This window comes from Hymenobacter armeniacus, assembly GCF_014699055.1.
Lineage (GTDB): Bacteria > Bacteroidota > Bacteroidia > Cytophagales > Hymenobacteraceae > Hymenobacter > Hymenobacter armeniacus.
The window spans coordinates 1-26,856 of sequence record NZ_JACXAC010000005.1 but is presented as its reverse complement, the minus strand read 5'-3'; the positions used below and the strand labels follow the sequence as shown (position 1 = coordinate 26,856).

At 63.1% G+C, this 26,856-nt stretch carries 21 protein-coding genes and 1 pseudogene; 11 read left to right on the top strand and 11 right to left on the bottom strand.

From position 1 onward, the window contains the following. Positions 1-4: 4 nt before the first annotated feature. From IC234_RS14775 to IC234_RS14750, 6 genes are all read right to left on the bottom strand, one after another. The gene (locus IC234_RS14775; protein ID WP_190926027.1) at positions 5-445 is read right to left on the bottom strand and encodes an SRPBCC family protein; all 441 of its coding nucleotides are present in this window, start codon (positions 443-445) and stop codon (positions 5-7) included. Positions 446-589: 144 nt separating this feature from the next. After that, a complete protein-coding gene (locus IC234_RS14770; RefSeq protein ID WP_190926025.1) occupies positions 590-2,566 on the bottom strand; it encodes an OmpA family protein in 1,977 nt (658 codons plus the stop codon). Between the two features lie 169 nt (positions 2,567-2,735). Further along, positions 2,736-5,714, bottom strand: coding sequence for a DEAD/DEAH box helicase (locus tag IC234_RS14765; protein WP_190926023.1), 2,979 nt, complete (start codon positions 5,712-5,714; stop codon positions 2,736-2,738). Between the two features lie 119 nt (positions 5,715-5,833). Further along, complete coding sequence (locus tag IC234_RS14760; RefSeq protein ID WP_190926021.1) at positions 5,834-7,066, bottom strand: ABC transporter permease; 1,233 nt, start codon at positions 7,064-7,066, stop codon at positions 5,834-5,836. 104 nt (positions 7,067-7,170) lie between these two features. Then, positions 7,171-7,980, bottom strand: a complete 810-nt coding sequence (locus IC234_RS14755) for a class I SAM-dependent methyltransferase (protein WP_190926019.1) — start codon at positions 7,978-7,980, stop codon at positions 7,171-7,173. A 106-nt stretch (positions 7,981-8,086) separates the two neighbouring features. Continuing rightward, a complete protein-coding gene (locus tag IC234_RS14750) occupies positions 8,087-8,509 on the bottom strand; it encodes a ribosome-binding factor A (protein WP_190926017.1) in 423 nt (140 codons plus the stop codon). A gap of 100 nt (positions 8,510-8,609) precedes the next feature. Here IC234_RS14750 and IC234_RS14745 point away from each other — a divergent pair, with 100 nt between their 5' ends. Next, positions 8,610-10,028 carry a hypothetical protein gene (locus IC234_RS14745; protein WP_190926014.1) on the top strand — a complete coding sequence of 473 codons (1,419 nt, stop codon included), beginning with the start codon at positions 8,610-8,612 and terminating at the stop codon, positions 10,026-10,028. Between the two features lie 6 nt (positions 10,029-10,034). On the opposite strand, the gene IC234_RS14740 is transcribed toward IC234_RS14745, so the two are convergent. The 3 genes from IC234_RS14740 to IC234_RS14730 all read right to left on the bottom strand — a co-directional run bounded on the left by IC234_RS14740 (position 10,035) and on the right by IC234_RS14730 (position 12,330). Next, a complete protein-coding gene (locus tag IC234_RS14740; protein WP_190926012.1) occupies positions 10,035-10,628 on the bottom strand; it encodes a hypothetical protein in 594 nt (197 codons plus the stop codon). Positions 10,629-10,646: 18 nt separating this feature from the next. Next, positions 10,647-11,684 carry a selenide, water dikinase SelD gene (gene selD, locus IC234_RS14735; RefSeq protein ID WP_190926010.1) on the bottom strand — a complete coding sequence of 346 codons (1,038 nt, stop codon included), beginning with the start codon at positions 11,682-11,684 and terminating at the stop codon, positions 10,647-10,649. A gap of 85 nt (positions 11,685-11,769) precedes the next feature. Beyond that, positions 11,770-12,330, bottom strand: a complete 561-nt coding sequence (locus IC234_RS14730; protein ID WP_317173382.1) for a DUF2911 domain-containing protein — start codon at positions 12,328-12,330, stop codon at positions 11,770-11,772. A 280-nt stretch (positions 12,331-12,610) separates the two neighbouring features. Here IC234_RS14730 and IC234_RS14725 point away from each other — a divergent pair, with 280 nt between their 5' ends. From IC234_RS14725 to infB, 3 genes and pseudogenes are all read left to right on the top strand, one after another. Further along, positions 12,611-13,081 carry a ribosome maturation factor RimP gene (locus IC234_RS14725; protein WP_223827706.1) on the top strand — a complete coding sequence of 157 codons (471 nt, stop codon included), beginning with the start codon at positions 12,611-12,613 and terminating at the stop codon, positions 13,079-13,081. A 16-nt stretch (positions 13,082-13,097) separates the two neighbouring features. Further along, positions 13,098-14,330 (top strand): annotated as a pseudogene (gene nusA, locus IC234_RS14720) (transcription termination factor NusA); the annotation flags it as partial. 335 nt (positions 14,331-14,665) lie between these two features. Beyond that, positions 14,666-17,710 (top strand): translation initiation factor IF-2, encoded by a 3,045-nt coding sequence (gene infB, locus IC234_RS14715; RefSeq protein ID WP_190926008.1) that lies wholly within the window; start codon positions 14,666-14,668, stop codon positions 17,708-17,710. A gap of 74 nt (positions 17,711-17,784) precedes the next feature. On the opposite strand, the gene IC234_RS14710 is transcribed toward infB, so the two are convergent. Both IC234_RS14710 and mscL read right to left on the bottom strand, forming a co-directional pair. Beyond that, positions 17,785-18,237 (bottom strand): hypothetical protein, encoded by a 453-nt coding sequence (locus IC234_RS14710; RefSeq protein ID WP_190926006.1) that lies wholly within the window; start codon positions 18,235-18,237, stop codon positions 17,785-17,787. Positions 18,238-18,476: 239 nt separating this feature from the next. Beyond that, on the bottom strand, positions 18,477-18,914 hold the full coding sequence (gene mscL / locus IC234_RS14705; protein ID WP_190926004.1) for a large conductance mechanosensitive channel protein MscL: 438 nt from the start codon (positions 18,912-18,914) through the stop codon (positions 18,477-18,479). A gap of 231 nt (positions 18,915-19,145) precedes the next feature. Between mscL and IC234_RS14700 the strand changes: the two genes are divergently transcribed. The 7 genes from IC234_RS14700 to IC234_RS14670 all read left to right on the top strand — a co-directional run. Beyond that, the gene (locus tag IC234_RS14700) at positions 19,146-19,937 is read left to right on the top strand and encodes an enoyl-CoA hydratase/isomerase family protein (protein ID WP_190926002.1); all 792 of its coding nucleotides are present in this window, start codon (positions 19,146-19,148) and stop codon (positions 19,935-19,937) included. A gap of 137 nt (positions 19,938-20,074) precedes the next feature. Continuing rightward, positions 20,075-21,586 carry an oligosaccharide flippase family protein gene (locus IC234_RS14695; protein ID WP_190926000.1) on the top strand — a complete coding sequence of 504 codons (1,512 nt, stop codon included), beginning with the start codon at positions 20,075-20,077 and terminating at the stop codon, positions 21,584-21,586. 66 nt (positions 21,587-21,652) lie between these two features. Further along, complete coding sequence (gene dut / locus IC234_RS14690; RefSeq protein WP_190925998.1) at positions 21,653-22,090, top strand: dUTP diphosphatase; 438 nt, start codon at positions 21,653-21,655, stop codon at positions 22,088-22,090. A 60-nt stretch (positions 22,091-22,150) separates the two neighbouring features. Beyond that, positions 22,151-23,161 carry a sugar phosphate nucleotidyltransferase gene (locus tag IC234_RS14685; protein WP_190925996.1) on the top strand — a complete coding sequence of 337 codons (1,011 nt, stop codon included), beginning with the start codon at positions 22,151-22,153 and terminating at the stop codon, positions 23,159-23,161. A 114-nt stretch (positions 23,162-23,275) separates the two neighbouring features. Beyond that, positions 23,276-25,096 carry a tetratricopeptide repeat protein gene (locus tag IC234_RS14680; RefSeq protein WP_190925994.1) on the top strand — a complete coding sequence of 607 codons (1,821 nt, stop codon included), beginning with the start codon at positions 23,276-23,278 and terminating at the stop codon, positions 25,094-25,096. Beyond that, entirely contained in the window at positions 25,089-25,868 is a 780-nt protein-coding gene (locus tag IC234_RS14675) for a DUF4292 domain-containing protein (protein WP_190925992.1), read from the top strand. The genes IC234_RS14680 and IC234_RS14675 overlap by 8 nt, the downstream gene beginning before the upstream one ends. A 24-nt stretch (positions 25,869-25,892) precedes the next feature. Beyond that, positions 25,893-26,856 (top strand): murein hydrolase activator EnvC family protein (locus IC234_RS14670; protein WP_394354887.1); only part of this gene is annotated, 964 nt, incomplete at its 3' end.

Below are 26,856 nucleotides of genomic sequence, written 5' to 3'. Positions count from 1 at the left end.
GGCGCTATGTAAACCAACGCCGGTAGATGGGCCGCCGCCAGGCAAACTGCGCCCACATGGCGGGGTACAGCAGGCGGTCGAGCCAGGGCGAAGCCGTGCGGTATTCCAGCGCATCCACAATCACGCTGCCGCCGTTGGGGCCGGGCTGGATGAGGTGGCGGTGACGCCAGTAGCGTAGCGGCGGCGGCAGTATCTGGCCTTCGTCGACGAAGAAATGCGTGCCGTCGGGCTGCACGCCGTCGTCCACAATCAGCGAAGTCCAGCGCAGCTTTTTTACGCCGGTATTCAGTTCGATTTCAACATGGTCGCCGGTGTGGCAGCCGTCGAAGCGCAGCACCCGCAGCTTGGGAAACGGCGGCGCCAGCGCCTCAAACAGCGCCCGCGTGAAGCCCGCCATCACCCGGGCCGGCGATTGGGGTACGGCAGTTCGAAGAGTTACCAGCATAGAGCAAGGAGAAGAAATAACGTCATGCAGAGCGCCGCGAAGCATCTCGCTCGGTGGTAACCCAATTTGCCGCGGTATTGATTTGTGCGAGCCCGCGAGATGCTTCGCGGCGCTCTGCATGCCAGCCTTTATTCGACTGCTGGCTTATATCCCCGTCACCCGAAACTCGACCCGCCGGTTCAGCTTGCGGGTGACTTCCTGGGCGTTGCTGGCGGCGGGTTTGGCCCCGCCGAAACCGATGCCGGTGATGCGGCTTTCGGCCACGCCGTGGGCCACCAGGTAGGCCTTCACCGCCGCCACCCGCTCCTCGCTGAGCACCACGTTTTTGGCGGGCTCGCCCACGTTGTCGGTGTGGCCGCGCAGTTCAATGGTCAGGCGCGGGTTGTCGGTCATCATCGCCACCAGCTGGTTGAGGGCGCGGGCCGAGCCCGGCAGCAGCACGGCCTGGCCCTGCTCAAACTGCACGTTGGCCAGCGGCAGGGTGGTGCCCACGGCCAGGGGCTGCAGCAGAATGTCGTGCACGGTGGGGCCGGCGCCCACCGTCCAGCTGCTGTCGGCGTCGACGAAACCGGCCAGCTGCGCTTTGTAGAAATACGGCTTGCCCGGGGCCGCGCCGTACGAAAAGCGGCCATCGGTGGAAAGCGACACCACCGCCGACGCGCTTTCGCGGCCAATGTGCAGCTCGGCCGCGGTCAGGGGCTGGTAGGTGGCGGCGTTCAGCACGCGGCCGCGCCAGGGCACGGTGGCGCTGGGCAGCGGCGGGGCCGCCCGGTAAGCCACCCGAAACAGGTTGCAGCCCGCCAGGTCGGTGTAGGTGCCGCGCCGGGCCAGGCTGGCCTTGCGCCGCGCCAGGTCCACCTTGTAGAGGGCGTGCGGGCCGGCCAGGTACATGCGCCGCCGGCCCGACTCGTCGTTTTGCAGCAGCACGTCGCTGTAGCCGCCGCGCTTGGGCAAGCCCGTGAGGGCCAGCAGCTCGGGCGCGGGGCGCTGGGTGTTCACGTCCACGCGCACCAATGAGCCGTCCGTGCTGTACACCATGTACACGGTGTTGGCGTCGTCGAGGCAGAAGTTGCCGTGCGTGCCCGCGCCGTCGAAGGCAATGCTGGGGTAGTAGGCGGCTTGCTGGGTGGGGTCTTTCTGCCAGAGCACGGTCACGGTGCCGCCCTCGGCGGGGCTCACCTTCACCAGTTGGTTGGCATCGGAGGTGAGAAAGTACAGGTCGCCGCGTTCGTCGGTGGCGGCCGAAATCCAGACGTTGGTGGGGCCCTGCGCGGGCAGTTGCCAGGTGGTGAAGGCGCCGCGCCGCGTGGTGGGGTCGTAGCGGTACACCAGCTCGGGCCGGTCGGTGGGCGATTTCGTGACCGAATACAGGCAGTTGTCGAAGCCCTTGGCCAGCGCGTACGATTGGAAAGGCAGCACATTGCGGTGCACCGTGGCCAGTTCGGACACGTCTTCGGTCGAAAACTCGTGGATGGAGCGGCAATCGTCTTCCCACTGGCCGGTGCGACGGGTCATGGCCGCGATGCCGTACATTTTGCCGTCGCACACCTGGTCCACGTAGCGCCGGCTGGTGATGGACTTGCTGGTAAAGCCAAAGGAATCAAGTAGCTGCAGGCCTTCGGTCAGGCAGCGGCCGTCTTCGGTGGTGGCCGCCCGGTATTCTACCTGAAACTCGTAGCCCACGCGCCAGATGCGCCGGCCGGCCACGTGCAGGCGCCCCGGCAGCCCCGCTACGGGCGCGTAGGTGTAGTCGTAGCGCACCTCTTCGTAGCGGCCGTAGTTTTTCTGCTCCAGGCGCACCACGTACACGTGGGGCAGGCGCAGCAGCGTGCGCCAGAGCGAGTCTTGGCTACCGGGGCCGGTCAGGGGCCGGTCCTTCAGGTCGTCGGGCAGGGGGCGGGCCGTCACCGTCACCACGGCCGGCACGGGCTGGCCCGTGGCGGGCGCGTAAAACGCCGCTTCGGCCCCCGAAGCGTTGGGCCGCAGCTGCCAGGTGCGCGGGTATGTCAGCGTGAAGCGGCCGTCCGCGTCGGTGTAGGTTGCAGTGGGCACGGCTTTTTCCGCCTGCGCGCGCAGCCCCAACGGAAGCAAAATCAGCACCAGTGCCCAAAAGGCTTTCATAGAATAGCAGCTCGGACGTCAGCAACACCGACAAAGACCAAAAATCCTCGTTCTCAGCAAAGAAACGCCCTTCTCGCTGAAAAAATGTAGCGTAGCCACCCGCGCTGCGCATAAAGGCGGGCCTGCCGCGCCCCCTGCTCCAGGCGGTTGCGGCCGCGTCGGCCCTTGCTTAGCCCAGCAGCTCCTCAATATCGGCCCGCGTGAGGTGCTTTATCACGGCCTCGTCGGTCGCAATCAACTCGCTCACCAGCGCCAGCTTGCGGCGCTGCAGGGCCAGAATTTTTTCTTCCACCGTGCCCTGCGAGATGAACTTGTAAGTGAACACCGGCCGCTGCTGGCCGATGCGGTGGGCGCGGTCCACGGCCTGGGCTTCCACGGCGGGGTTCCACCACGGGTCGAGGATGAACACGTAGTCGGCGGCGGTGAGGTTGAGGCCCACGCCGCCGGCTTTGAGGCTGATGAGGAAGATGCGCAGGTCCTCGGTTTCCTGAAAACGGGCCACCTCGGCGGGCCGGTCGCGGGTGGCGCCGTCGAGGTAAGCGTACTCCAGCTGCCGCTCATCGAGCGCCGCGCGCACCAGCGCCAAGTGCTGCACAAACTGGCTAAACACCAATACCTTGTGTCCCTCGGCCACCACGTTGCGAATCATGCGCAGCACTTCGCGCAGCTTGCCCGATTCGCCGGTGTAGTTTTCGTCGGCGAGGCGCGGGTGGTTGGCAATCTGGCGCAGGCGCGTGAGCCCTTGCAGCAGCAGAAACTGCGTGCTGGCCGGGCCGTGCTCGTCCAGGTTTTGCAGAATCTTGTTGCGGTAGAAGCTTTTGGTTTCCTCGTAGGCGTGGGCTTGCTCCTCCGTCATGGGGCAGTAGCTGAGCTGCTCGGTTTTCTCGGGCAATTCTTTCGCTACCTGGGCCTTGTGCCGGCGCAGAATGAAGGGCTTGATAAGCGCGTGCAGGCGCCGCGTGCGGCCTTCATCCTGGTGCTTTTCGATGGGCTTGAGGAACTCCTTGCGGAAAAATGCCTGCGTGCCCAGCAAACCGGGGTTGATGAACGACATCTGCGACCACAAGTCCATGGTGCTGTTTTCCACCGGCGTGCCCGTGAGGATGAGCCGGTGCTTGGAGCGCAGCTGCCGCACGGCCTGCGAGGTGGTGCTCGACGGATTCTTGATGGCCTGTGACTCGTCTAGAATCACGTAATCGAACTTGTAGCTGGCCAGCAATTCCGTATCGAGGCGCACGATGCCGTAGCTGGTCAGCACCACGTCGTAGTCGGCAAACCGGTCGGGGTTTTTGTCGCGATAGGTGCCGGTGTAGGCCAGAATGCGCAGGTCGGGCGTAAACTTCTCGGCTTCCGTCAGCCAGTTGAACACCAGCGACGTGGGCAGCACCAGCAGCGAGGCCGCGCCCTGGTTTTCGCCGCTTTCGTGGCGGTGCTGCAGCATGGCCAGCGTCTGAATGGTCTTGCCCAGGCCCATATCGTCGGCCAGGCAGCCGCCGAAGTGGAAGTCCTGCACGAAGCGCAGCCAGTTGTAGCCGGCCTTCTGGTAGGGGCGCAGCTCGCCCTGGAAGCCCAGCGGGAGCGGGTGGTCTTCCACCTCGGCAAAGTCGCGCAGCTTTTCCAGCTTGCGGCCCATGCGCACGGTGGCCAGCTCGTTGCTTTGCAGGTCGGCCACCAAGGCCAGGTGGTGGCGGCGCAGGTTCAGGCCGTCTTCGGTTTCTTCGCCGAAGGCAAATAGCTCCAGATAGTCCGTAAACCACTCTTCAGGAATGATGGCAATCTGGCCGTTGGGCAGCTTGAACTCGCGACGGCGCTGCAAAATGTGCCCGCGCAGCCGAATAAACGGCACTTCAATGTCGCCAAAACGCACCGTGCCGCGCACGTCGAACCAGTCGCCGGCCTCCTGAATGCCCACGTGCACGCTGGTGGGCCCAATGAAGTAGCTCTTGGTGGCCGAGTCGGCCGCCTCCACCGTGTAGCCCAGCTCGGCCAGGGCCGGGGTGTTGTCGTGCAGCCATCGGAAAGCTTCGGCTTTGGGCAGGGTGGCGTGGCCGTTTTCCACGGTGAGCGAGCGGGCGCGCAGCTCTTCCACGGTGGCCTGTTCCTGCTCGGGGTTGCGCAGCAGGCGGTGGAACACGTAGCTGTCAGCCGTTTTTTCCAGGTGCACGCTCACAGGCTTGTTGGTGCCCAAGGGCATCAGGTGCGGGCCGTAGCGGAAGCTGAGTTCGAAGTGAATCTGCTCGGTTTCGGCACCGGTGAGCAGGGGCGCCACCGGCTTGGGCAGCGGAATGCGGCCCCGGCGCGGCGGGCCCGGCGGGCGCACGGGCGCTTCGGGCGCGGGCGGCGCCGGAATGGTGTCGCTGAACGTGAGCCGCGGCCGCGCCACGTAGCGCTCCGAGCGAATGTCGAAGCCGCGGGCGTGCACCTCAAACGACTCCATGAGCGGCGCCACAAACTTCTGGAAGTAGCTTTCTTCCACGTTGCGGGGCACCACAATAAATTTCTTTTTCAAAAACGGCAGCAGCTTCTTGCCGTCCACTTCGGTGCGGAAGGTGTAGAGCAGGTCGTTCAGCAGCAGCCAAGCGGGCTGCAGGCACACCAGCACGGCGTCTTTGTACTGAAAATCGAGCTTCTGGCCCTGGTACTGAATGGTGGGGAAATAGTGCGTGCCTTCCTCGTTGCGCCGGAAGTGGAAGAGGATGGACGCCTTGGCCGGCGCCATGCCGATTTCCTTCCAGGTCGGCTCGCCGTCGCGGCCCATGATGAACACCTGCTTGCCCGTCAGCCGGGCCAGAATGCCCGCCATGCGCGCCTGCACGTGCTTGGAAATGGCTTCCTGCAGCGGCTTGTCGCCCTTTTCGGCGTTGTAGGTTTTGAGGAAAAACTCGGCCGTCGCGATTTTGCGGGGCCAGAATTCTTTCACCACTGCCTCCTGCTGAATCTGGTCACACAACTCCACCAGCTCAAAGTCGGTGGCGTCGAGGCCGGCGGCAAACTCGTGCGCGTTTTTGCCCGACACGGTTTGGTGCTGCAGCGTGAGCTGGCCCCGCGGGCCGAGCTGTACCACGTAGGCCGCAAACAAGTGGCCGAGGAACTCGTGCTCGAAGAGCGAGTAAACGATTTGAAACGGTTCTGCGGTAGATACTTTCATAGCCGGGCACGCGGAAGGCGCAAGGTAGGGCCGAAAGCGGAAATATGCACGGCGGAGCTTGGCAGCCCAGGAGCGGGCTTAGCCCTTACGGCTGGCAGCGCGGCAGGATGCCGCCGGGCTTACAAATTCTCGCGCACGTCCAGGCGGCTGGCATTCAGCGCGGGCCGGATGCTCACGGCCAGCGTGATGAGAATGATGGACATGCAGGTGAAAATGATGTCGGAGGCCTGCATTTTTACCGGGTAAGCATCCACCACGCTCGTGGCCATGCCCATGCTCACGAAGCCGAAGCGCTGCTGCAGCCAGCACAGCGTCACGCCCAGCACGAGGCCCGTGGCCGCGCCCACCAGCGCCACAATGGCGCCCACGTAGAGGAAGGTGCGGCGCACCGTTTTCTGGTTGGCGCCCATGGCCAGCAGCACGGCAATGTCCTTTTTCTTGTCGATGACCAGCATCGAGAGTGAGAAAAAGATGTTGAGCGAGGCAATGAGCAGGATGAGCGTGAAGGTGATGAACACGAACAGCTTTTCCACCTTAATGGCCTTGAACAAGCTCACGTGCTGCTCGTCGGAATCCTGCACTTTGAAATCGGACCCGAGCTGCTTGCGCAACTGCTCCTTCACCTGTTCAATCTCGAAGCTCTGGCCCACCTTCACGTAGAGCGCGGTGCGGCGCGTGCCGTAGTTGAGCAAGCGCTGGGCAAATTCGAGGGGCACGAAAATGTAGCTGTCGTCGATGTGCTGCTCGATGAGGAACACGCCGCCGGCTATCAGGTCCTGCTCGTTGAAGGCCTTGTCGGGGTCAATTTGCAGAGTTTTTTTGCCGGGCGTGTTGCGCGGGTAGAGCAGGCGCATGGGCGCCAGGCGGTTGTTCAGGGTAATGCTGAGCTCGTGCTGCACGCCGGCGCCCACCAGGGCCAACTCCAGGCTGTCGCGGCGCAGGCGGTGGTCGCCCTCGCGGATGTTGGCGTCAATCTGGCTCTGGCCGAAGTAATTGTCCGAAAGGCCGCGCATTTTCACCACCATCTGGCGGTCGTGGTATTGCAGCAGGGCGTTGTCCTCAATGACTTCGGTGAGCAGGGCCACGCCGGGCGTGTTTTCCAGCTTCATCAGGAAGGTGCGGTCCACGTCGAAGGCCTTGCCTTTGGTGGCCGAAATCACCAGGTTGGGGTCCGATTTGCCGTAGAGCGTGCGCACCAAATCCTCCAGCCCGTTGAACACCGACAGCACAATAATCAGCGCCATGGTGCCCACCGCCACCCCAATCATCGAAATGTTGGAAATGATGGTGATGATGTTGCGCTTGTTCTTCGAGCGGAAGTAGCGCCGGGCAATGAGGAGGGGGACTCTCACAAATACGAGTTAGCGGGCAGAAGTGCGGGCAGGTTAGAAGGAAGCAATTTCGGGTAAAGCTACCGAATGCGCATCAACGCGTGCCCGCGGCCGTGCGTTGTGCCCTACTTCCAGGCTTTCACAATGAGGCCGGTGCCCGAGTCGTGCACCGTGCGGGCATCGAGCCAGTTCAGCAGCAGGCAAAAAGGGAACGTGATGAGATAGTAGAAGGGCAGCAGGATGAAAAACAGTCTCGACTTGCCGAGCATCAATATCGGGTATTTCATGCTCAGGCGCCAGGAAATCTGGCCGGGCTCGCCGTAGGCGTAGCGGGCTTCCACGCGCTCGAAACCGGCCGTGGTGAGCTTCTGCTGAATTTCGCGGATGTTGTAGCCGTCGCGCACGTGCTCCTCGATGAAGCTGGTTTCGCCGTCGTCGTGCACGTCGGAGCCGCCCTGGTCGCTGGGCGTCGAAATGAGCAGCATGCCGCCGTCTTTCAGCGAAGCGTGGATGTTGCGAAACACTTCCACGTCTTCCAGAATGTGCTCCATCACGTCCACCGACAGGGCCAAATCGAACGAGTTGGGCTCCTGGTAGAGCACCAAATCCTGCACGGCAAACTGCACGTTGCGGCGCCCAATCTGGCGGAAAAAGGCGTTGGAGTCGGCCACTTGTTCCTCCTTCACGTCCACGGCCAGAATGTGCCATTTGTCACTCAGCCCGCTCATCCAGTACGTGTACTGGCCGTAGCCCGAACCAGCGTCGAGAATGTTCAGTGGCTCCTGGGTGCGGCCTTTGGCCCAGCGGCGCAACTCGCGGTGCACGTGCCAAGTGCGCAGCAGCAGCAGGTCGAGCAGGTGGTAAAACAGCCGGCGCAGCCACGGCGTGCGGTTGAACACCTGGCCGAGCGTCTTCTTAATCGGGTCGTAGTACAAGGGAGGGCAGGAGGGTATGGGGGTAGGAGGGTAAGAGAGGTTAGGGCAAGGGCAGAGTTCTATTAACTCTTACCCTCAAACCCTCTTACCCTCCTGCCCTAAAAAATTACTCACCTTTAAAGAGGCGCGGCCGGGCGGGTTTGTCGTCGGCGTCGCCTTCGTCGTCTTTCGGCGCGGGCGGAATGTCTAGGGTGCCGAGCACTTGGTCCATGTGGGCGGCGTAGGCGGCGCTGTCGTCGTGGAAGAAAATCAGCTCCGGCACCACGCGGGCCGTCTGGCGGATGCGCTTGGCCAGGGCGTGCCGGATTTCCTTGGCGTTGTCCTTGATGATGTCGAGGCGGTCGGCGGCGTTGTTGCCCAGCAGCAGGCTCAGGTACACGCGGGCTTGGCCCAGGTCGGGCGTCACCTTCACGGCGCTGATGGCCGGCGCCAGGCCGCCCCCGAAGAGGTGCGGCAGGTCGCGCTGCAGCACGGCGGCCAATTCCTGCTGCAGCAGGCTGGCCATTTTTTGTTGTCGTTTGCTTTCCATACTAAAGGGCAAAGGTACAATTCCCTCGGCAAGGGAATACCGCCGGCAAAAAGGGAGTTCCCGCAGCCAATACCTTTGTTGCTTCCTTATTCCCTAAGAGTTGCTTCGCTTTTTCAAAAGCTCATTGCCGGCGCAGCTGCTGGCCCTGTTGGTGCTGGTGCTGGCCCTGCGCCTGCCGCTGCTGTGGGCGGGCCTGCCCGTGACGGCCGCCGAGCTGCGCGCCCTGCTGGTGGGCGAGCGCCTGCACGGCGGCGCCTTGCCCTACCGCGACCTCTACGACGGCACCGCCCCGCTGGCCGCGGCCTTTTTCGGCGCGCTCGATGCCGTGATGGCGCGGCCGGTGTGGCTCTACCGCATCGTGGCGCTATTCCTGCTGTTTGTGCAGGCGCTGCGGCTCAACGTGGTGTTCAACCGCTACGACGTGCACCCCGAGCGCGGCTACGTGGCGGCCCTGACCTACCTGCTGGTGGGCAGCATCAGTACTGATTTGGACGCGCTGTCGCCGCTGCTGCTGGGCAACACGTTCATTGTCTTTTCGTTGAGCGCGCTGCTGCCCACCTCCCGCGAGGGCTACGACAACCGCCGCCTGTTCCGGGCTGGGTTCCTCATTGGCCTGGGGGCGCTGTGCTACTTGCCGCTGGCGCTGTTTCTCATCGTGGGCCTGTTTGCGGTGGTCATTTTTGCGGCCAATTCCTTCCGTAGCTCGCTGCTGCTGCTGTGCGGTTTTTTCTTTCCGTATGCGTTGGTGGCCACGTTTTTCTTCTACACCGGGGCGCTGCCGGGGTTCGTGCAGTTCCACTTGCAGCCCGGCTTAACGGACCTGATTGCCAGCGGCCTGCCGGCGGGCCTGCAATTGCGGCTGCTCATCGTGCCGGGCGTGGTGCTGGCGCTCGCGCTGCTACGCTCGTTGGGCACGTCGTTGGGCTTGGTTTTTCAGGCCAAATTTCGGCAGCTGATGCTGGTGTGGCTGGTGGTGGCCATTGCCACGGCAGCCGTGGAGCGCGGCGCGGCGCCGGGCGTGCTGGTGCTGCTGCTGGCGCCGCTGGCGTATTTCAGCCTGTTTTTGTGGCAGCGCTACCGGCAGCCCTTGCTGCTGGAGCTGCTGTTGCTGCTCATCATCAACGCGGCGGTGGTGCTGCGCTACCGGGCCCACGTGCCCCGCCTCGAAGGCCTGCTGCACATGCCCGCCGAAAGCCGCTTTGGCCTCGAACCCGACCCGCGCTTCGCCGCCCTGCGCGGTCAGACCTTGCTCATCCTTGGCCCCGACGACCGCGCATACTTCCACAACCACCCCGCCACGCCCTACCTGGACTGGGCCCTCTCGCAAGCCGATTTCGGCCACCTCAACGAGTACGCCGCCGTGGTGCGCGTAGCCGAGAAAATGGGTAGCAACCCGCCCGCTTACCTGCTCGACCAGGGCAACCACGTGCCACGGCTGAAAAAGCTGCTCCCCAATATTTTCGGTCCTTACGAGCCGGCCGGCATGCCCGGCCTGTATCAGCGCAAGGCCCGCCCGTAAGCACCCTTATGCCCAGCACCAGTACGTGCTGCGGCGCTCGGTGGGCACACTCCGCAGAAACACCGCCACGGGCTCAAGCTCAGTGAGCAACGACGTGAGCACGATGACGCGGCCATCGGCCAGGTGCAGGCGCAGGTAGTCGTAGCGCGCCCAAAAGGTGCGGCGGGCCCGGCAAGTCACCCGCTCGACCCGCGCCACATCGCGCCGCGCAAACGGCAGCCGCAGCCCGGCCTCATACACTTCAAACCGGTTGTCATTCGGCTGAAAAACCAGCGTGGTTTCGTGGTTGAGCATCCAGTAGCGTAGGTGCAGCAGCAGCGCCGGGCCACTCAGTACCAGCGTAAACAGCACGAAGCCGCCCGTCAAAGCCCACTCAAACGTGCTGGCGGTGGTTTCGCCCATGGCCACCGCGGGCAGCACGCTCAAGCCAGCCCCCAGGGCCAGCAGCGGCCAAAACAGCAGGCGCATCTGGCGGGCCGCCGTGGCCTCATACACCTGTGTGCGTTTTGAGAAAAGCCTGGTCACCCAGCGCGCCGCGCCCAGCACCACAAACAGCACCACCGCCACTTCCAGCAGCGGGCGAATAAAAGATGATTTCATAAAAGCCGTACGGCCACTCTAGGCGCTCATCTGCACCCAGGCTTCGCCCTCGGCGTGCGCCCGCAAGCGCCCGAAGCTTTCCAGCGCCAGCCCGTGCTTGGCAAACACTGCCTCCACGGCCGCGCGGCCCGCCGGCTCCACGCACACCAGCAGCCCGCCCGACGTTTGCGGGTCGCAGAGCCAGGCGCGCTGCTCATCCGTAATGGGGCCGACTTTGTGGCCGTAGCTGGCCCAGTTGCGGTTGGTGCCGCCGGGTACGCTGCCCTGCTTGAGGTACGACTCGGCCGCCGTAATGCGTGGCACTTTGGCAAAGTCAATTTCGGCCGTCAGCCCGCTGCCTTCGCACACTTCGGCCAGGTGGCCCAGCAGGCCGAAGCCGGTGACGTCGGTCAGGGCCGTCACCGCCGACAGCTTGCTCAGCTCCGCGCCAATCTTATTCAGCTGCATCATCTGGGCCGGCGCCAGGGCGGCGTCCTCGTCCCGCAAAATGCCTTTTTTCTGCGCCGTGGTCAGGATGCCCACGCCCAGCGGCTTGGTCAGGAAAAGCTCCGAGCCGGCCGTGGCCGTGTCGTTTTGCTTCAGGTCCTTGATGTCGACCATGCCCGTCACGGCCAAGCCGAAAATCGGCTCCGGCGAATCGATGCTGTGGCCGCCGGCTAGCGGAATGCCGGCCTCGGCGCAGATGCTGCGGGCGCCTTCCAGCACGCGGCGTGCCACCTCGGGCGGCAGCTTGTCCACGGGCCAGCCCAGCACGGCAATGGCCAGTAGCGGCCGCCCGCCCATGGCGTACACGTCCGAAATGGCATTGGCCGAGGCGATGCGCCCGAAATCATAGGCGTCGTCGACGATGGGCATGAAGAAGTCGGTGGTTGAAATCACGGCCTGCCCCCCGCCGATGTCGTACACGGCCGCGTCGTCGCGGCTGGCATTGCCCACCAGCAGCTGGTCGTGGTGCGGCTGGGCAATGCTGGTGTGCAGCATCTGGTCGAGCACGGCCGGCGCGATTTTGCAGCCGCAGCCCGCGCCGTGGCTGTATTGGGTGAGTTTATATTCCATGAGGGTTCAACAGTCGGAGGGCCACAAAAGTAAGCGGGCGGCCCACCTCAGGCCGCCCGCGACAAATTTCAGAAAAGCAGAATGGTTACTTAATAGCCACCGGCACTTCCACGTTTTCCCAGCGCAGCACCAGGCCCGGGGATTTCACCTCGTACACCAGCCGCTCGGTCACGCTCGCGCTTTTGCGGGGCGTCACCATCACGCGTAGCGCGTCCTGCTTCTCGTCGTATTTGAAGGCGCCCCATTGGTTGGGCACTTTGTTAAAAATCACCGTCCACTTGTCTTTTTCGGCCGGAATCACGAAGAAGCCATACTTGCCGGCGGGCAGGGGCTTGCCTTCCACCGTCACGTCTTTGCTGAATTCCACCGTGGTGGCCTCGTTGGCACCGGCGCGCCACACTTTGCCGTAGGGCTCCAGGCCGCCGAAAATCTTGCGGCCCTTCACGCCCGGGCTGCTGTAGTTCACGGTAACGGCCGTCGCGCCGATTTTGCCGGTGGCCGTGGCGGCCGGGCTGGGCTTCGCCGCCTGGGCGGGTGCGGCCGGCATGGCGGGAGTAGCCGGCGTGGCTTGGGCATGAGCTGCGCTGGCGGCGAAGGCCGTCACAACACCAAAAACGACGTGGCGGAGGAGTTGACTGGTTTGCATGAGTGTAAAGTAAAAAGGTGAGAATGTGCGCACAAATGTGCATGCTGCGGGCGAAACCCGCACGCACTGCGGCATGTTTGCAAAAGGCAACAGAACGCCGCCGTGGTTGCCTGCGAATGCGCTGTCGGCACGTCGACGCCACGAATCAGGCCCTGGCGCCACCGCTTGGGCCCCGTCTTGCTTTCCGCCGGCCATTGTCGTACCTTTGCCCCCGAAGTTGGTATTCGCTTTCGCAAAGAGGGGACGCAGAGTCCCCTCTTTTTTTGCCCAGATTCCTCCCATGTCTTACGACCGTACCCTGCTGCTGGAAATGCTCCGCGACGCCATCGGCGACCTGGAGCTATTCATCGTGGGCCTCACCGTGTCCGATTCGGTGATGCCCAAGATTACCGTCATCCTCGACGGCCCCACCGGCCTGGGCATCAACGAGTGCGCCATGATTAGCCGCCGCCTCAACCGCCGCATCGAAGAGCGGTACGGCGAGGACTCGGTGTATTCGCTCGAAGTCACCAGCCCCGGCGCTGACCAGCCCCTCACCGACCCGCGCCAGTACACGCGCCACATCGGCCGCTCGCTGGCCCTGAAGCTCGCCGACGGCACCGAGAAAACCGGCGTCCTCACCGCCGCCACCCCCGAGGGCGTGGAAATCGAAGAAGTCATCAAGCAAAAAACCAAGAAAACCACCCTGCCCGCCGCTTTTTATTCCTTCGGGGACATAAAGGAGGCCAAGGTTGTTATCTCATTCAAATAAATACAGTTCTGCCTCTATGAACAGCCACGAACTAATTGAGTCCTTCAGCGAATTTGCCCGGAGCAAAAACATCGACCGTCCCACGATGATGAGCATCCTGGACGACGTGTTTCGCACGATGATTCGCAAGAAGTACGACCAGGACGAAAACTTCGACGTTATCATCAACCCCGACAACGGCGACTTGGAAATTTGGCGCAACCGCGAAATCGTGGACGACAACTCCGAGGATATCTGGGACTTCGATAAAATTCCGCTGGCCGAGGCCCAGAAAATCGAGCCCGACTTCGAAATCGGCGAGTCCGTGGCCGAAGCCGTGAAGCTCGAAGATTTCGGCCGCCGGGCCGTGCTCATGGCCCGCCAAACGCTGATTCAGCGCGTGAAAGACCTGGAGCGCGACAACCTGTACCAGAAATACAAAGACCAGGTCGGCGAAATCGTGACCGGCGAAGTGTACCAGGTGTGGAGCCGCGAGGCCCTCATCATGGACAAAGACGACAACGAGCTGGTAATGCCCAAGGGCGAGCAAATCCCCAAGGACCGTTTCCGCAAGGGCGACACCGTGCGCGCCGTGGTGCACCGCGTGGAAGTCATCAACGGCACGCCGAAAATCATTCTGTCGCGCGCCGCGCCGGCTTTCCTCGAGCGTTTGTTTGAGCTGGAAGTGCCCGAGATTTACGACGGCCTCATCACCATCAAGAACGTGGTGCGTGAGCCCGGCGAGCGCGCCAAAGTGGCCGTAGAGAGCTACGACGAGCGAATTGACCCCGTGGGCGCTTGCGTGGGCATGAAGGGCAGCCGCATCCACCCGGTGGTGCGCGAGCTCGAAAACGAGAACATCGACATCATCAACTACACCGACAACCTCGAACTCTATATTGCGCGGGCACTATCGCCGGCCAAGGTGGGTTCTATGAAGATAAACCAGGAAAACGGCCGGGTTTCCGTGTTCATGAAGCCCGACCAGGTGAGCTTGGCCATCGGCCGCGGCGGCGCCAACATCAAGCTGGCCAGCCGCTTGGTGGGCATGGAAATCGACGTATTCCGCGAAGCCACCGACTACGAGGAAGACATCTCGCTGGACGAGTTCCAGGACGAAATCGAGCCGTGGGTACTGGCCGAGCTCAAGAAAATTGGCCTCGATACCGGCCGCGCCGTATTGGCGGTGAAGAAAGACGACATCGTGCGCCGCACGGAGCTCGAAGAAGAAATGGTGGACGATGTGTACCGCATTATCCGCCAGGAATTTGCCGACGATGAGGACCTGGACGACAGCACGCTGGAAGCCGCTAAAAACCGCGTAGCCGCCGCCAAAACCGACGATGGCGCCGCCGAAGAAGCCGCCGTAACGCACGCTTCGGCCACCGCCGTAGCCGCCGAACACGCCGTGCTGGACACGGAAAACGAGGCCACGACTGAGGAAGCGGGCGCCAGCTCTCCCGCCGAGCCAGCCCAATGACGGCCGCGCGGCCGGTACGGCAGAGGTAATAAATCGGGCCAGCAGGCGCGGTTTACGCCCTGCTGGCAAGATTTAATGTAATACCTTTGCACTTAGAAGCGTATCGTACGCGAGTAACAGATAGAATGGCGGAAGCAACCCCGAAACGGCTACAACAGGCGGCCAAAGACCTGAACATTGGAATGGACAGGGTGGTCGAGGCCCTGGCCAAAAAAGGCATACAAGTAGAAAACAAGCCGACCACGAAGCTCACAGCCGAGCAAGTGGCCTCGCTTGAAAAGGAATTTGCAGCCTCCGCTCACGACCGTCAGGAAGCCCAAAAGGTTATCCAGGCGAAGCGTCAGAGCGACCTTGAAGCGGCCCCCAAGCCCGCTCCGGCACCCCCGCGTCCGGCTCCCGTGGCTACCCCCGCGCCGGCTCCCAAGCCGGCCGCGCCCGTGGCTCCGGTAGCGGCAGCCCCGGCGCCCGCGCCAGCCGCTGCGGCCCCCGCCGCCCCTGCTCCTACGCCCGCCCCCCAAGCGCCAGCCGCGCCTGGGCTTAAGGTGTTGGGCAAAATCGAACTGGATAGCAAAGGCCGCGTGGTGGCTCCCAAGCCCGCTGCTCCGGCTCCCGCCGCCGCAGCTCCCGCGCCGGCCCCGGCCGCCCCGAAAGTAGAAGCGCCTGCTCCGCCCAAGGTGGAAGCACCGGCCCCTGCTCCGGTAGCGCCCGCCGCGCCGCAGCCCGTGGCGAAAGCCGAGCCTACACCGGCCTCGGCCGCCACGCCGCCGGCAGCACCCGCTCCCGCGCCTGCTGCTCCCGTGGCCGCGGCGCCCGCTGCTCCGGCTCCGGCCGCTGCGGCTCCGGCTGCTCCTGCTGAAGGCGCTGCCCCCGAAGATACCAGCACCATTGTGGCCAAGTCAGACACGCTGAAGGGCCTCACGGTGCTCGGCAAAATCGACTTGTCCTCTATTAACAACGACCGGCGTGGGCCGGGTGGCCGTGGCCCCCGTCCCATTGCGTCGTCGGATGTGAGCAAGCGCGGCTTGCCCGCTGGCCCCGGCCAGAAGAAGCGCACGCGCCTGCCTGGCCCTCCCGGCAGCACCACCTCGCCGCCCAGCCCCGGCTACCAGGGCAACCGCCCGGCGGGCGGCCCCGGCCAGGGTGGCGGCTACCAGGGCAACCGCCCCGGCGGTGGCCAAGGTGGCAACCGTCCCGGCGGCCCCGGCCAGCGCCCCGGCCAGCCCGGCCCGAAGCCAAATGCTCCCGCGCTTACGCCTGAGCAGGCTGAAAAGCAGATTCAGGAGCAGATTAAGGCCACGCTGGCTAAGCTCGGCGGCAACAAAGCCACCGGCCAGGCCAACCGCGCCAAGTATCGCCGCGACAAGCGCAGCATGCTGGCGGAGGACCGCGAGGCCCTGCGTGCGCAGAACGAGCTTGACGCCAAGACCCTCAAGCTCACCGAATTCATCTCGGCCAATGACCTGGCCTCGCTGATGGACGTGAACGTGAACGAGGTCATCAAGGTGTGCCTGGGCATGGGTATGTTCGTGTCCATCAACCAGCGCCTCGATGCCGAAGCCATTACCGTGATTGCCGACGAGTTCGGCTTTGACGTAGAATTCCTGTCGGCTGAAGAGGAGGAAATCGATGTGGACGCCGGCGATGCCGAAGAGGATTTGCGTCCGCGCGCCCCCATCGTGACCATCATGGGCCACGTCGACCACGGCAAAACCTCGCTGCTTGACTACATCCGCGACGCGAGTGTGGCGAAAGGCGAAGCTGGCGGCATCACGCAGCACATCGGTGCTTATGAGGTGCGGACCAAATCGGGCCAGCCCATTACCTTCCTCGATACGCCTGGTCACGAAGCCTTTACGGCCATGCGTGCCCGCGGTGCCAAGGTGACGGACATCGCTATCATCGTGGTGGCCGCCGACGACTCGGTGATGCCGCAGACCAAGGAAGCCATCAACCACGCGCAAGCGGCTGGGGTGCCGATTATCATCGCCCTCAACAAGATTGACAAGCCGGCGGCCAACCCCGAGAAAATCCGCGAGGAGCTTTCCCAGATTAACATTCTGGTGGAAGAATGGGGCGGCAAATACCAGAGCCAGGAGGTTTCGGCCAAATCGGGTATCGGTATTGACGACCTGCTGGAAAAGGTGCTGCTGGAGGCCGAGTTGCTCGACCTGAAAGCCAACCCCGACCGCAACGCCATCGGTACCGTTATCGAAGCCTCGCTGGACAAAGGCCGGGGCTACGTGACCACCGTGCTGGTGCAAACTGGTACCCTGAACGTGGGCGACGTAATTCTGGCCGGTCCGCACTTCGGCCGCGTGAAGGCCATGACCGACCACCGCGGCAAGAAGATGAAGACCGCCCCGCCCGCTACGCCGGTGCAGGTGCTCGGCCTGACCGGTGCCCCGCAGGCCGGCGACCGCCTCCAAGTGATGGAGACGGAGCGCGAAGCCCGCGAAATCGCGACCCAGCGCCTGCAGCTGGCCCGCGAGCAAACCATCCGCACCAAGAAGCACATCACCCTGGACGAAATTGGTCGCCGCTTGGCCATCGGTTCGTTCAAGGAGCTCAACATCCTGGTGAAGGGCGACGTGGACGGCTCGGTGGAAGCACTCTCCGACTCGCTGCTCAAGCTGAGCACGCCGGAAGTGAAGGTGAACATCCTCTCGAAAGGGGTGGGCGCAATTTCGGAAAGCGACGTGCTGCTGGCCTCGGCTTCCGACGCCATCATCATCGGCTTCCAGGTGCGGCCCTCGCAGAGCGCCCGTAAGCTGGCCGAAAACGAGCAGATTGACATCCGTCTGTACTCTATCATTTACAACGCCATCAACGAGGTGAAGGATGCCATGGAAGGCATGCTGGCCCCGACGGTGCAGGAAGTGGTGGTGGCCAACGCCGAGGTTCGCCAGGTGTTCAACATCACCAAGGTGGGCACCATTGCCGGCTGTATGATGACGGAGGGCACCATGACCCGCAAAACCAAGGTGCGTGTGGTGCGCGACGGCATCGTGATGTACACGGGCGACATTCAGGACCTCAAGCGTTTCAAAGACGACGTGAGCGAGGTGCGCCAGGGCTACGAGTGCGGTATCTCCATCAAAGGCTTCAACGAGCTGCAGGAAGGCGATAACATCGAAGGCTTCGAAGAAAAGGAAATCAAGCGGACGCTGTAAGGCCGAAGCTGATTCAACGAAAAAGCCCCCGCTGCCGATGCAGCGGGGGCTTTTTCGTTATCAAGTGAACGGGATTAAAACAGCAGGAAGCGCTTTTTGGCATTCTTGTGCTTGTGCACCAGCGGCTTGCCGGCGGGGTTGGCGCCGCCGATGGGGTGGCTTTGGCCGCGCTTCTGCTCCATGGTGCCTGATTTTGATTTGAACTTCCTTACCATGAAGCCGTTGCCGTTGCGATTGGTATCGAACTGCCGTTCGGGGCTGCCGTTGCGGCCGCCAAAGCTGGTATTGCCGGTGCGGGCCTCGAGGAGCTCGAGCTGCTGGTCGCGCTTCACTTCCTCGGGCGTCATGGCAGCGCGGCGCTGGTTGCGGGCCAGTTCCATGGCGTTGTTGCCGGACGTGCTGCGGGCGTTGGCCTCACTGCTGCCTTGGCCAGGAGTGGGGAAAGCAGGCCCGGTTTGGGCGTGAGCGGCCGAAGCAAGGCCGAAACTCAGGCCGCTCAGCAGAACGGCAGCGCAAAGAAATTTCATGTCTGGCAAAAAGGGGGTGGAAGGGGAGGATGCGACCTAACGCAGGCGAGAAACGGGTGGTTCACCAACGACCTTATTGAGAAGCCGTCGGGCATTAGGACGCCCCTAAGTTCGCAACTTATTTTGATTCGGGCAATTACTGCTTATATATAAAACCGCCACTTGAGCCAAAAACCACAAAACCGCTGCCCACGCCTCGGTGGACAGCGGTTTTTGCTGGTTGAACGGAAGCCGGCTGGCTAGGCCCGGCCGGTGCGCAGCGCGTCGCGGATTTCCATGAGCAGCTGCTGGTCGGTGGTGGGCGGCGGCGGGGTGGCGGGCACGGCCACTACCTCCACCGGCTTCTTCCGAATGCTGTTGGCGCCTTTCACAATCAGGAAGACGATGAAGGCAATGATGAGGAAGTTGATGAGGGCGTTGAGGAACAGGCCGTAGTTGAGCGTGCCCACGCCGGCCTTTTTGGCTTCTTCGATGGTGGTGTAGTGCTGGCCGTTCATGGCCACGAACAGGTTGGCGAAATCGACCTTGCCGAGGGCCAGGCCCACGACGGGCATGATGATGTCGTCGGTGAGCGAAGTGACGATTTTGCCGAAGGCCGCGCCGATGATGACGCCCACGGCGAGGTCGAGCACATTGCCTTTGGCAATAAATTCCTTGAATTCGGAGACGAAGCCCATAGGATAAGATAGGTGAAGGGTGAAAAAAAGAGTTGCGGTTAAAGCTAAGTATTTAAACACAAATACATAGCAAGGATATGGTTGCAAAGGTGGGCCATGTGAAGCAGGAGGGTGATTTATTTCGATTGGCGTGGGCGCAGGACCGACGAACCGGCGTCCTGACGCGGCCAGGCCCTGCGGCCCGCGGCCCTATCTTTGGCGCGGCCAACCCATTCGGGCCGCTCTTACGCTATGTCTGCTTCGTTCGAAAACCTGCTCTACGACCTGGACGCCGCCAGCGGCATCCTCACCATCACCATCAACCGCCCCAGCAAGCTCAACGCCCTGAATGCGGCCACAATTGCCGACATCGACGCGGCCGTGCAGCAGGCGCTCAACGAGCTGGCCGTGCGCGGCATCATCGTCACGGGCAGCGGCGAGAAGGCCTTTGTGGCCGGGGCCGACATTGCCGAACTGGCCGCCCTCACGCCCGCGCAGGCCGCCCGCGCCGCCGAGCGCGGCCAGGAAGCCTTCTGCCGCATCGAGGAAAGCACCAAGCCCGTGGTGGCGGCCGTGAACGGCTTTGCGCTGGGCGGCGGCTGCGAACTGGCCATGGCCTGCCACATGCGCGTGGCTTCCGACAACGCCCGCTTCGGCCAGCCCGAGGTGAACCTGGGCCTGCTGCCCGGCTACGGCGGCACGCAGCGCCTGCCCCAGCTCATCGGCAAGGGCAAGGCCATCGAGCTGCTGCTGACGGCCGACATGGTGAAGGCCGACGAGGCCCTGCGCCTGGGCCTGGTGAACCACGTGGTGCCGCAGGCCGAGCTGCTGCCCTTCTGCCAGCAGCTGCTGGGCAAGATTCTGGGCAAGGCGCCGCTGGCCGTGGGCATGGTGCTGGAGTGCGTGAACGCGCACTACGCCAAAGGCACCGACGGCTACAAAGCCGAGGTCGAAGCTTTCGGCCGGGCTTTCGATAGCGAAGATTTTAAAGAAGGCACCACGGCGTTTGTGGAGAAGCGCGCGGCCGTGTTCACCGGCAAATAGAACTATAATCTGTCATCCTTATCTGGCGTCCGCGCAGCGAAGGACCTTCTCACGCTTGCAACAGTTGCTGACGTGAGAAGGTCCTTCGCTGCGCGGACGCCAGATAAGGATGACAGCTGGATTTCACCAACCACAGAATGAGTGTAGCGAAAAGACTGGCCTCGCAGACGGCCGTGTATGGCGTGAGCAGCATTGTGGGCCGGGTGCTCTCGTATCTGCTCACGCCGGTGTACACGGCCGCGTTTGCGGCGGCCGAGTTTGGGGTGGTGACGGGGGTGTACGCCTACGTGTCGTTTCTGAACGTGCTGTTCACCTACGGCATGGAAACCACGTATTTCCGCTTTGCCAACCGCCCGGGCACCGACCGCCGGGACCTGTACGACCGGGTGCTGAGCCTGCTGCTGGTGAGCACCGTGGTGCTGACCACCGTGCTGATACTGCTGGCCAAGCCGCTGCTGGGCATGCTGGGTATTCCGCCGGGCCACGAGCAGTATGGTGTGTGGATGGCCCTGATTCTGGGCCTGGATGCGCTGGCGGCCATTCCCTTTGCCCGGCTGCGGCTGGAGAACAAGGCCCGCAAGTTTGCCACCATCCGGCTGGTCAATATCCTGGTAAACGTGGGCCTGAACCTGTTTTTTCTGGTGTTTTGCCCGGCCGTGGCCAGCGGCAAGTGGCTGCCGGGCCTGCAGCCGCTGGTGGCGCGGGTGTTCGACCCCACCATTGGGGTAAGCTATGTGTTTCTGTCGAACCTGTTTGCCAGCGGGCTCACGCTGCTGCTGCTGTGGCGCGAGGTGCTGGATTTCCGCTTCCGCCTGAACCTGGCCTTTCTGCGGCCGCTGCTGGGCTACACGTATCCGCTGATGCTGATGGGCCTGGCCGGCATGGTGAACGAGACGCTGGACCGCATCATGCTGCCCATGTGGCTGCCCAAAAACTTCTACCCCGGCCAAAGCAGCCTGACGGCGGTGGGCATCTACGGGGCCTGCTACAAGCTGAGCATTTTCATGCAGCTCGTGAACCAGGCGTTTCGCTACGCCGCCGACCCCTTCTTTTTCTCGCAGGCCACCGAGAAGAACTCGCCCGCCACGTTTGCTTTGGTGATGAAGTGGTTTACGCTGTGCTGCGCCGTGATATTCGTGGGCGTCAGCCTGAACGTGGAGGATTTCGGGCGGCTTTTCCTCAAGCGGCCCGAGTACCTGCAGGGGCTGGTGGTGGTGCCCATTCTGCTGCTGGCCAACCTGTTTCTGGGAGTGTATTACAACCTGTCGGTGTGGTTTAAGCTGACCGACAAGACGTATTTCGGCACCTACATAGGCGCGGGCGGGGCCGTGCTCACCATTGCCCTCAACTTCCTGCTGATTCCGCTGCTGGGCTACCTGGGTTCGGCCCTGGCCACGCTGGCCTGCTATTTTATGATGGCGGTGCTGTGCTGGCGGCTGGGCGAGCGGCATTTCCCGGTGCCCTACCCGGCGCTGCGGCTGGGGCTGTGGCTGCTGTTTGCCGCTGGGCTGGTGGCGCTGGGCTGGTGGCTGCAGCCGGCCGATTGGTGGGTGCGCCACGCCTGGCACGCGGGGCTCACGGTATTATTCTTGGTGGCACTGTGGGTGGTGGAACGGCCGCAGGCGGCGTTTGCCACCAAGGCGGCTTAGACGGTCGATATAGCCTTGCGGCTATCTTTGCGGCCCCGCCTGCTTCTTCTCAACGGTTATTACTTCATGCGTATCCCCGTCATCAACCACTCCGGCCATCCGCTGCCCGAATACCAAACCCCCCACGCCGCCGGCCTCGATTTGCGGGCCCACCTGCCCGAAGGCCCGGTTACGCTGGGCCCGTTGGAGCGGCAGCTCATCCCCACGGGCCTGAGCCTGGAAATTCCGGTGGGCTACGAGGCGCAGGTGCGGCCCCGCAGTGGGCTGGCCGTGAAGCACGGCATCGGCATCGTGAACAGCCCGGGCACGATTGACGCCGACTACCGGGGCGAAATCCGGGTGCTGCTGGTGAATTTGTCTAACGAGCCGTTTGTGGTGAACGACGGCGAACGCATTGCCCAGCTGGTAGTTGCCAAGCACGAAACCATCAGCTGGCAGCCCGTGCAGGAGCTGAGCGCAACCCAACGCGGCGCGGGCGGGTATGGGAGTACGGGCGTTGGGTAGCATCTTCGCAGCGGCTCCCGCAACTTCTCTTTTTCATTCCCCACAATCAACCTTTACCCTGTGAAAATCATCGTCCCGATGGCCGGCATGGGCAAGCGCATGCGCCCCCACACCCTCACCGTTCCCAAACCCCTGATTCCGATTGCGGGCAAGCCCATTGTGCAGCGCCTCGTGGAGGACATTGCCAAAGTGTGCGGCGAGCCGGTGGACGAAGTCGCCTTCATCATCGGCCGCTTCGGCGCCGAGGTGGAGAAAAACCTCGTGAAAATTGCCGAGTCGGTGGGCGCCAAGGGCACCATCGTGTACCAGGACGAGCCGCTGGGCACGGCCCACGCCATTCTCTGCGCCAAAGAGGCCCTGACCGGCCCCGTGGTGGTGGCTTTTGCCGACACGCTGTTTAAGGCCGATTTCACCCTCGACTCCAGCGTGCCCGGCACCATCTGGGTGCAGAAAGTGGACGACCCCAAGCCCTTCGGCGTGGTGAAGCTGAACGAGCAGGGCCAGATTACGGAGTTTGTGGAGAAGCCGCAGGAATTCGTGTCGGACCTGGCCATCATCGGCATTTACTATTTCCAGGACGGTGAGTACCTGCGCGACGAACTGCAGTACCTGCTCGACAACGATATCAAGGACAAGGGCGAGTACCAACTCACCAACGCCCTCGAAAACATGAAAAACAAGGGCACGGTGTTCGTGCCCGGCCGCGTAACCGAGTGGCTCGACTGCGGCAACAAGGACGCTACGGTGTACACGAACCAGCGCTACTTAGAGTATCTAAAGGAGCGCGGCGAGTCGCTGGTGGCCCAGTCGGCCAAAATCACCAACTCAGTGCTGATTGAGCCGGTGTACATCGGCGAAAACGCCATCGTGACCGACTCGGTGGTGGGCCCGCACGTGAGCTTGGGCGATAACGCCAACGTGCGCGACTCGCGTTTGTCGAACTCCATTGTGCAGCAGTCGGCTTCGGTGCTGAACGCGGTTATTACCAACTCGATGATTGGCAACCACGCCGGCGTGACCGGCACGCCCGACGACTTGAGCCTGGGCGATTATAACCAGCTGCGCGTGTGACATTTTAGCTCGGATTTGCGTTACTAGCGACGCGGCCTTCTGCGGAGGGCCGCGTCGTTCGTTCGTAATCCCCGTAAATTCGTGAGCCGGGCCCGAGGTCCGGTTTTGTTGTATATGCGTCAAGTTGCTCTAAGTCTGTTGCTTTGGTTGGGAATGGTGGCCATTGGCTACGCCCAGCCCACGGAGGGCGCCCCCAAGCCGCCGGCCAAACTGAGCCGTAAGGAGCAGCGCGCCCTGGAAAAAGAGCAGCGCGAAATCGAGAAAAAGCTGGCCGAGGCCAAAGCCAGGCGGGCCGCCGCGCCGCCGCTGTCGGAGCGCGAGCGCGAGATGAGCGAGGCGCTGTTTGTGGACGGGGTGAAGTATGTGATGCTGGAGGACTACACCAAAGGCCTGGAGCAGCTGCTGAAAGCCTACACCCTGAGCCCCGACAACGCCGCCCTCAACTACAAAATAGCCGAGGCCAACCTGCTGAGTGGCAACCTGCGCGACGCCAACAACTACGCCGAAGCGTCCATTCGCCTCGACCCGAAAAACGCCTATTACTACCTGCTGCTGGCCCAGATTCAGGCCAGCCAGAAGCAGTACGACAGCGCCACCAAAACCTACGCGGCGCTCATCAAGCAGGTGCCGAACTCGGGCAACTACCTGTTTAACTTGGCCGACCTGTACTTGGCCCAGAACAAGCTGCCTGAAGCGCTGACGACCCTGGACCAGGCCGAAAAAGAGTTTGGGCAGGTAGACGAGATTTCCTTCAAGAAGCAGCAGATTTACCTCAAGCAGAACAAGCTGGATTTGGCCTTGGCCGAGGGCGAAAAGCTCATCAAGGCCAACCCCACCGAAAGCCGCTATGTGCTGGCGCAGGCCGAGATGTACGCCAGCAACAACCGCCTGCCCGACGCCCTGCGCGTGGCCCAGCAGGCCCTGCGCCTCGACCCCGACAACCCCCAGGCCCACATGATTCTGGCCGAGGTGTACCGCCAGCAAAAGCAGCCCGAAGAGTCGGCCCAGCAGTTGAAGCTGGCCTTTGCCAGCCCGGCCCTGGACATTGACGACCGGGTGCGGGTGCTGGTGGGCTACATCAAGCAGTTGCCCAGCCCCACCGAATCGGTGAACCAGCTGGCGCGCGACCTGGCCGCGGCCACCATCAAAGCCTACCCCAAAGACGCGAAATCGTACGCCGTGGCCGGCGACATCCAAACCCTAACCGACCACAAGAAGGACGCCCGCGACACCTACCTGAAGGCCCTGCGCTACGACAACTCCAAGTTCCAAATCTGGCAGCAGGTGGTGCTCATCGATGCCGAACTGAACCAGACCGATTCGCTGCTGGCGCACACCGACCGGGCGCTGGAGCTGTTTCCGAATCAGTCGTCGCTGTGGTTCTACAACGGCGTGGCGCATTTGCTGAAAAAGCAGCCGCAGAAGGGCGTGAAAGCCCTGGAGCACGGCCGCAAGCTGGTGGTGAACAACCCGGAGCTACTGGGGCAGTTTGATGCCCAGCTGGGCGATGCCTACCACGAAATGCACCTCTACGAAAAGTCGGACGAGGCCTACGAGGCCGCTCTGGCTAGCGACCCCAATAACGTGCAGGTGCTCAACAATTACAGCTATTTCCTGTCGCTCAGGGGCGAAAAGCTGGACAAGGCCAAGCAGATGTCGGGCAAAGTGGTGAAGCAATTTCCCGACAACGACACCTACCTCGACACCTATGCTTGGGTGCTCTACAAGATGAAGGACTACGCCGGCGCGAAAGCGGCGCTGGAAAAAGCCATGCAAACCACCAAAGACGCCTCCGTGATTGAACACTACGGCGACGTCCTGTTCCAGCTCGGCGACAAAGACAAAGCCGTGGCCGAATGGCAGCGCGCCCGCAAAGCCGGCGTGGCTTCCAACCTGCTGGAACGCAAATTGAAAGACCGAAAACTGTATGAATAAAATTTCTTTGCTGTTGGCGCTGGGCTTGTTGGCGGGCGGCTGCGCCCGCAAGGCCGTGCCCACGGCCTCCACCACGGGCCCTGGCACGTCGGTATCGGCGGCCGAGCCCTCAGTGCGCGCCACCAACACCGCGTTTATGTTTCTGAACGCCAAGGGCAAGGCCCAAATCAACCTGAAGGGCGAAAAGCAAGGCGCCAACATTGCCTTGCGCATGCGCCGCGACAGTATCATCTGGGTGTCGGCGTCGCTGGTGGGCATTGAGGGCGTGCGCGCGGTGCTCACGCGCGACTCGGTGCACGTGCTGAACCGCTTGGAAAAAACCTACTTCTCGGGCGGCTACGACTACCTCAGCAAGCTGCTGAACGTGCCCATCAGCTTTGCCCAGATGCAGGCCCTGCTGTTGGGCGACTACCTGCCTGCGCCGGCCGGCACCACGCCCACCATTGCCGTAGAAGAAGCTGGCCGCCAGCGCGTGAGCTACCCCTTGGCCGGCGTGCTCATCGAGCGCCTGCTGCAGGCCGAAACCGGCCGCGTGCAGCAGTTGAAGGTGAAGGACGACGCCACCCAGCGCAACCTGACCGTGGACTATACCGATTTCAAGCCGCTGGAAGACCAGGGCAACCTGCCGTTTGCCCACGCCACGTTCATTCAGGCCCAGCAGCCCTCGGCGGGCGCGGTGACGGCAGCCATCAACTACAGCAAGGTGAACGCGGGGCGCGAGCGGCTGGCGTTTCCGTTTGCCGTGCCCAAAGGCTACAAGCGGCAGAAATAGGCAGTGGCTTTGGATTGGTATCTGGTGAACAACGTCTCGTTACAACCCCTTAAGCGAATTGCCGGCGCCGGCGCCCGTCTTGCGGGCGGGCAGTGGCTGTGGCTGTGCCTGCTGAGCTTGTGGCTGGCGGCGCCCGCCGCGGCCCAGCAGCGCAAAAAGAAGCCGGCGCCCAAAACCACCAGAACGGCAAAATCCTCCCGGTCGGCCACCGCGCGCCCGGCGCCGCGCAAGGCCGCGGCCGCCCGCCTCAAGACCAAGGCCCAACTGGAGCGCGAGCGCCAGGCCAACCTGCGCCAGATTCAGGTCACCAGCCAGGCCCTGAACCAAACCCAGGAAAAGAAGAAAGTGAGCCTCGGCCAGCTTAACGTCATCAAGGAGAAGCTGACGGTGAAGAAGCAAGTCATTCAGGGCATTTCGACGCAGTTGCACGGCATCGAAACCAACGTGCACCAAACGGCTACGGAGGTGCTCAAAACCCAGCAAACCCTGCGCGAGCTCAAAGCCGAATACGCCCGCCTGCTCTATACGGCCTCGAAAACGGCCAACGGCTTCAACCGGCTCATGTTTTTGTTTGCGTCGGAGTCGTTCAACCAGTTCACGCTGCGGCTGCGATACATCCGCCAATACACCGAGGAGCGCCAGCGCCAGGCGGCCCGCATCATGGGCACGCAGTACCGGTTGCACCAGCAGCTCTCGGGCCTCACGCAGCAGCAGAAACGCAAGAGCAGCCTGCTGAACAGCCAGCTGAACGAAAACCGCAACCTGCTCAGCCTGAAGTCGAGGGAAGACGAGATGGTGCAGCAGCTCAGCCAGCAGGAGCAGGGCCTGCGTCAGGAGCTGGAAGAGCGCCGCAAGGCCGTAAACCGCCTCGACAATCTCATTGCCGAGCGGGTGCGCGAGGAAATAGCCCGCGCCGCCCGCGCCGCCCGCTTAGCCGCCCGCCGCGAAGCCGCGCTGGCCGCTGCCCGCGAGGCGCGCCGGGCCGCGG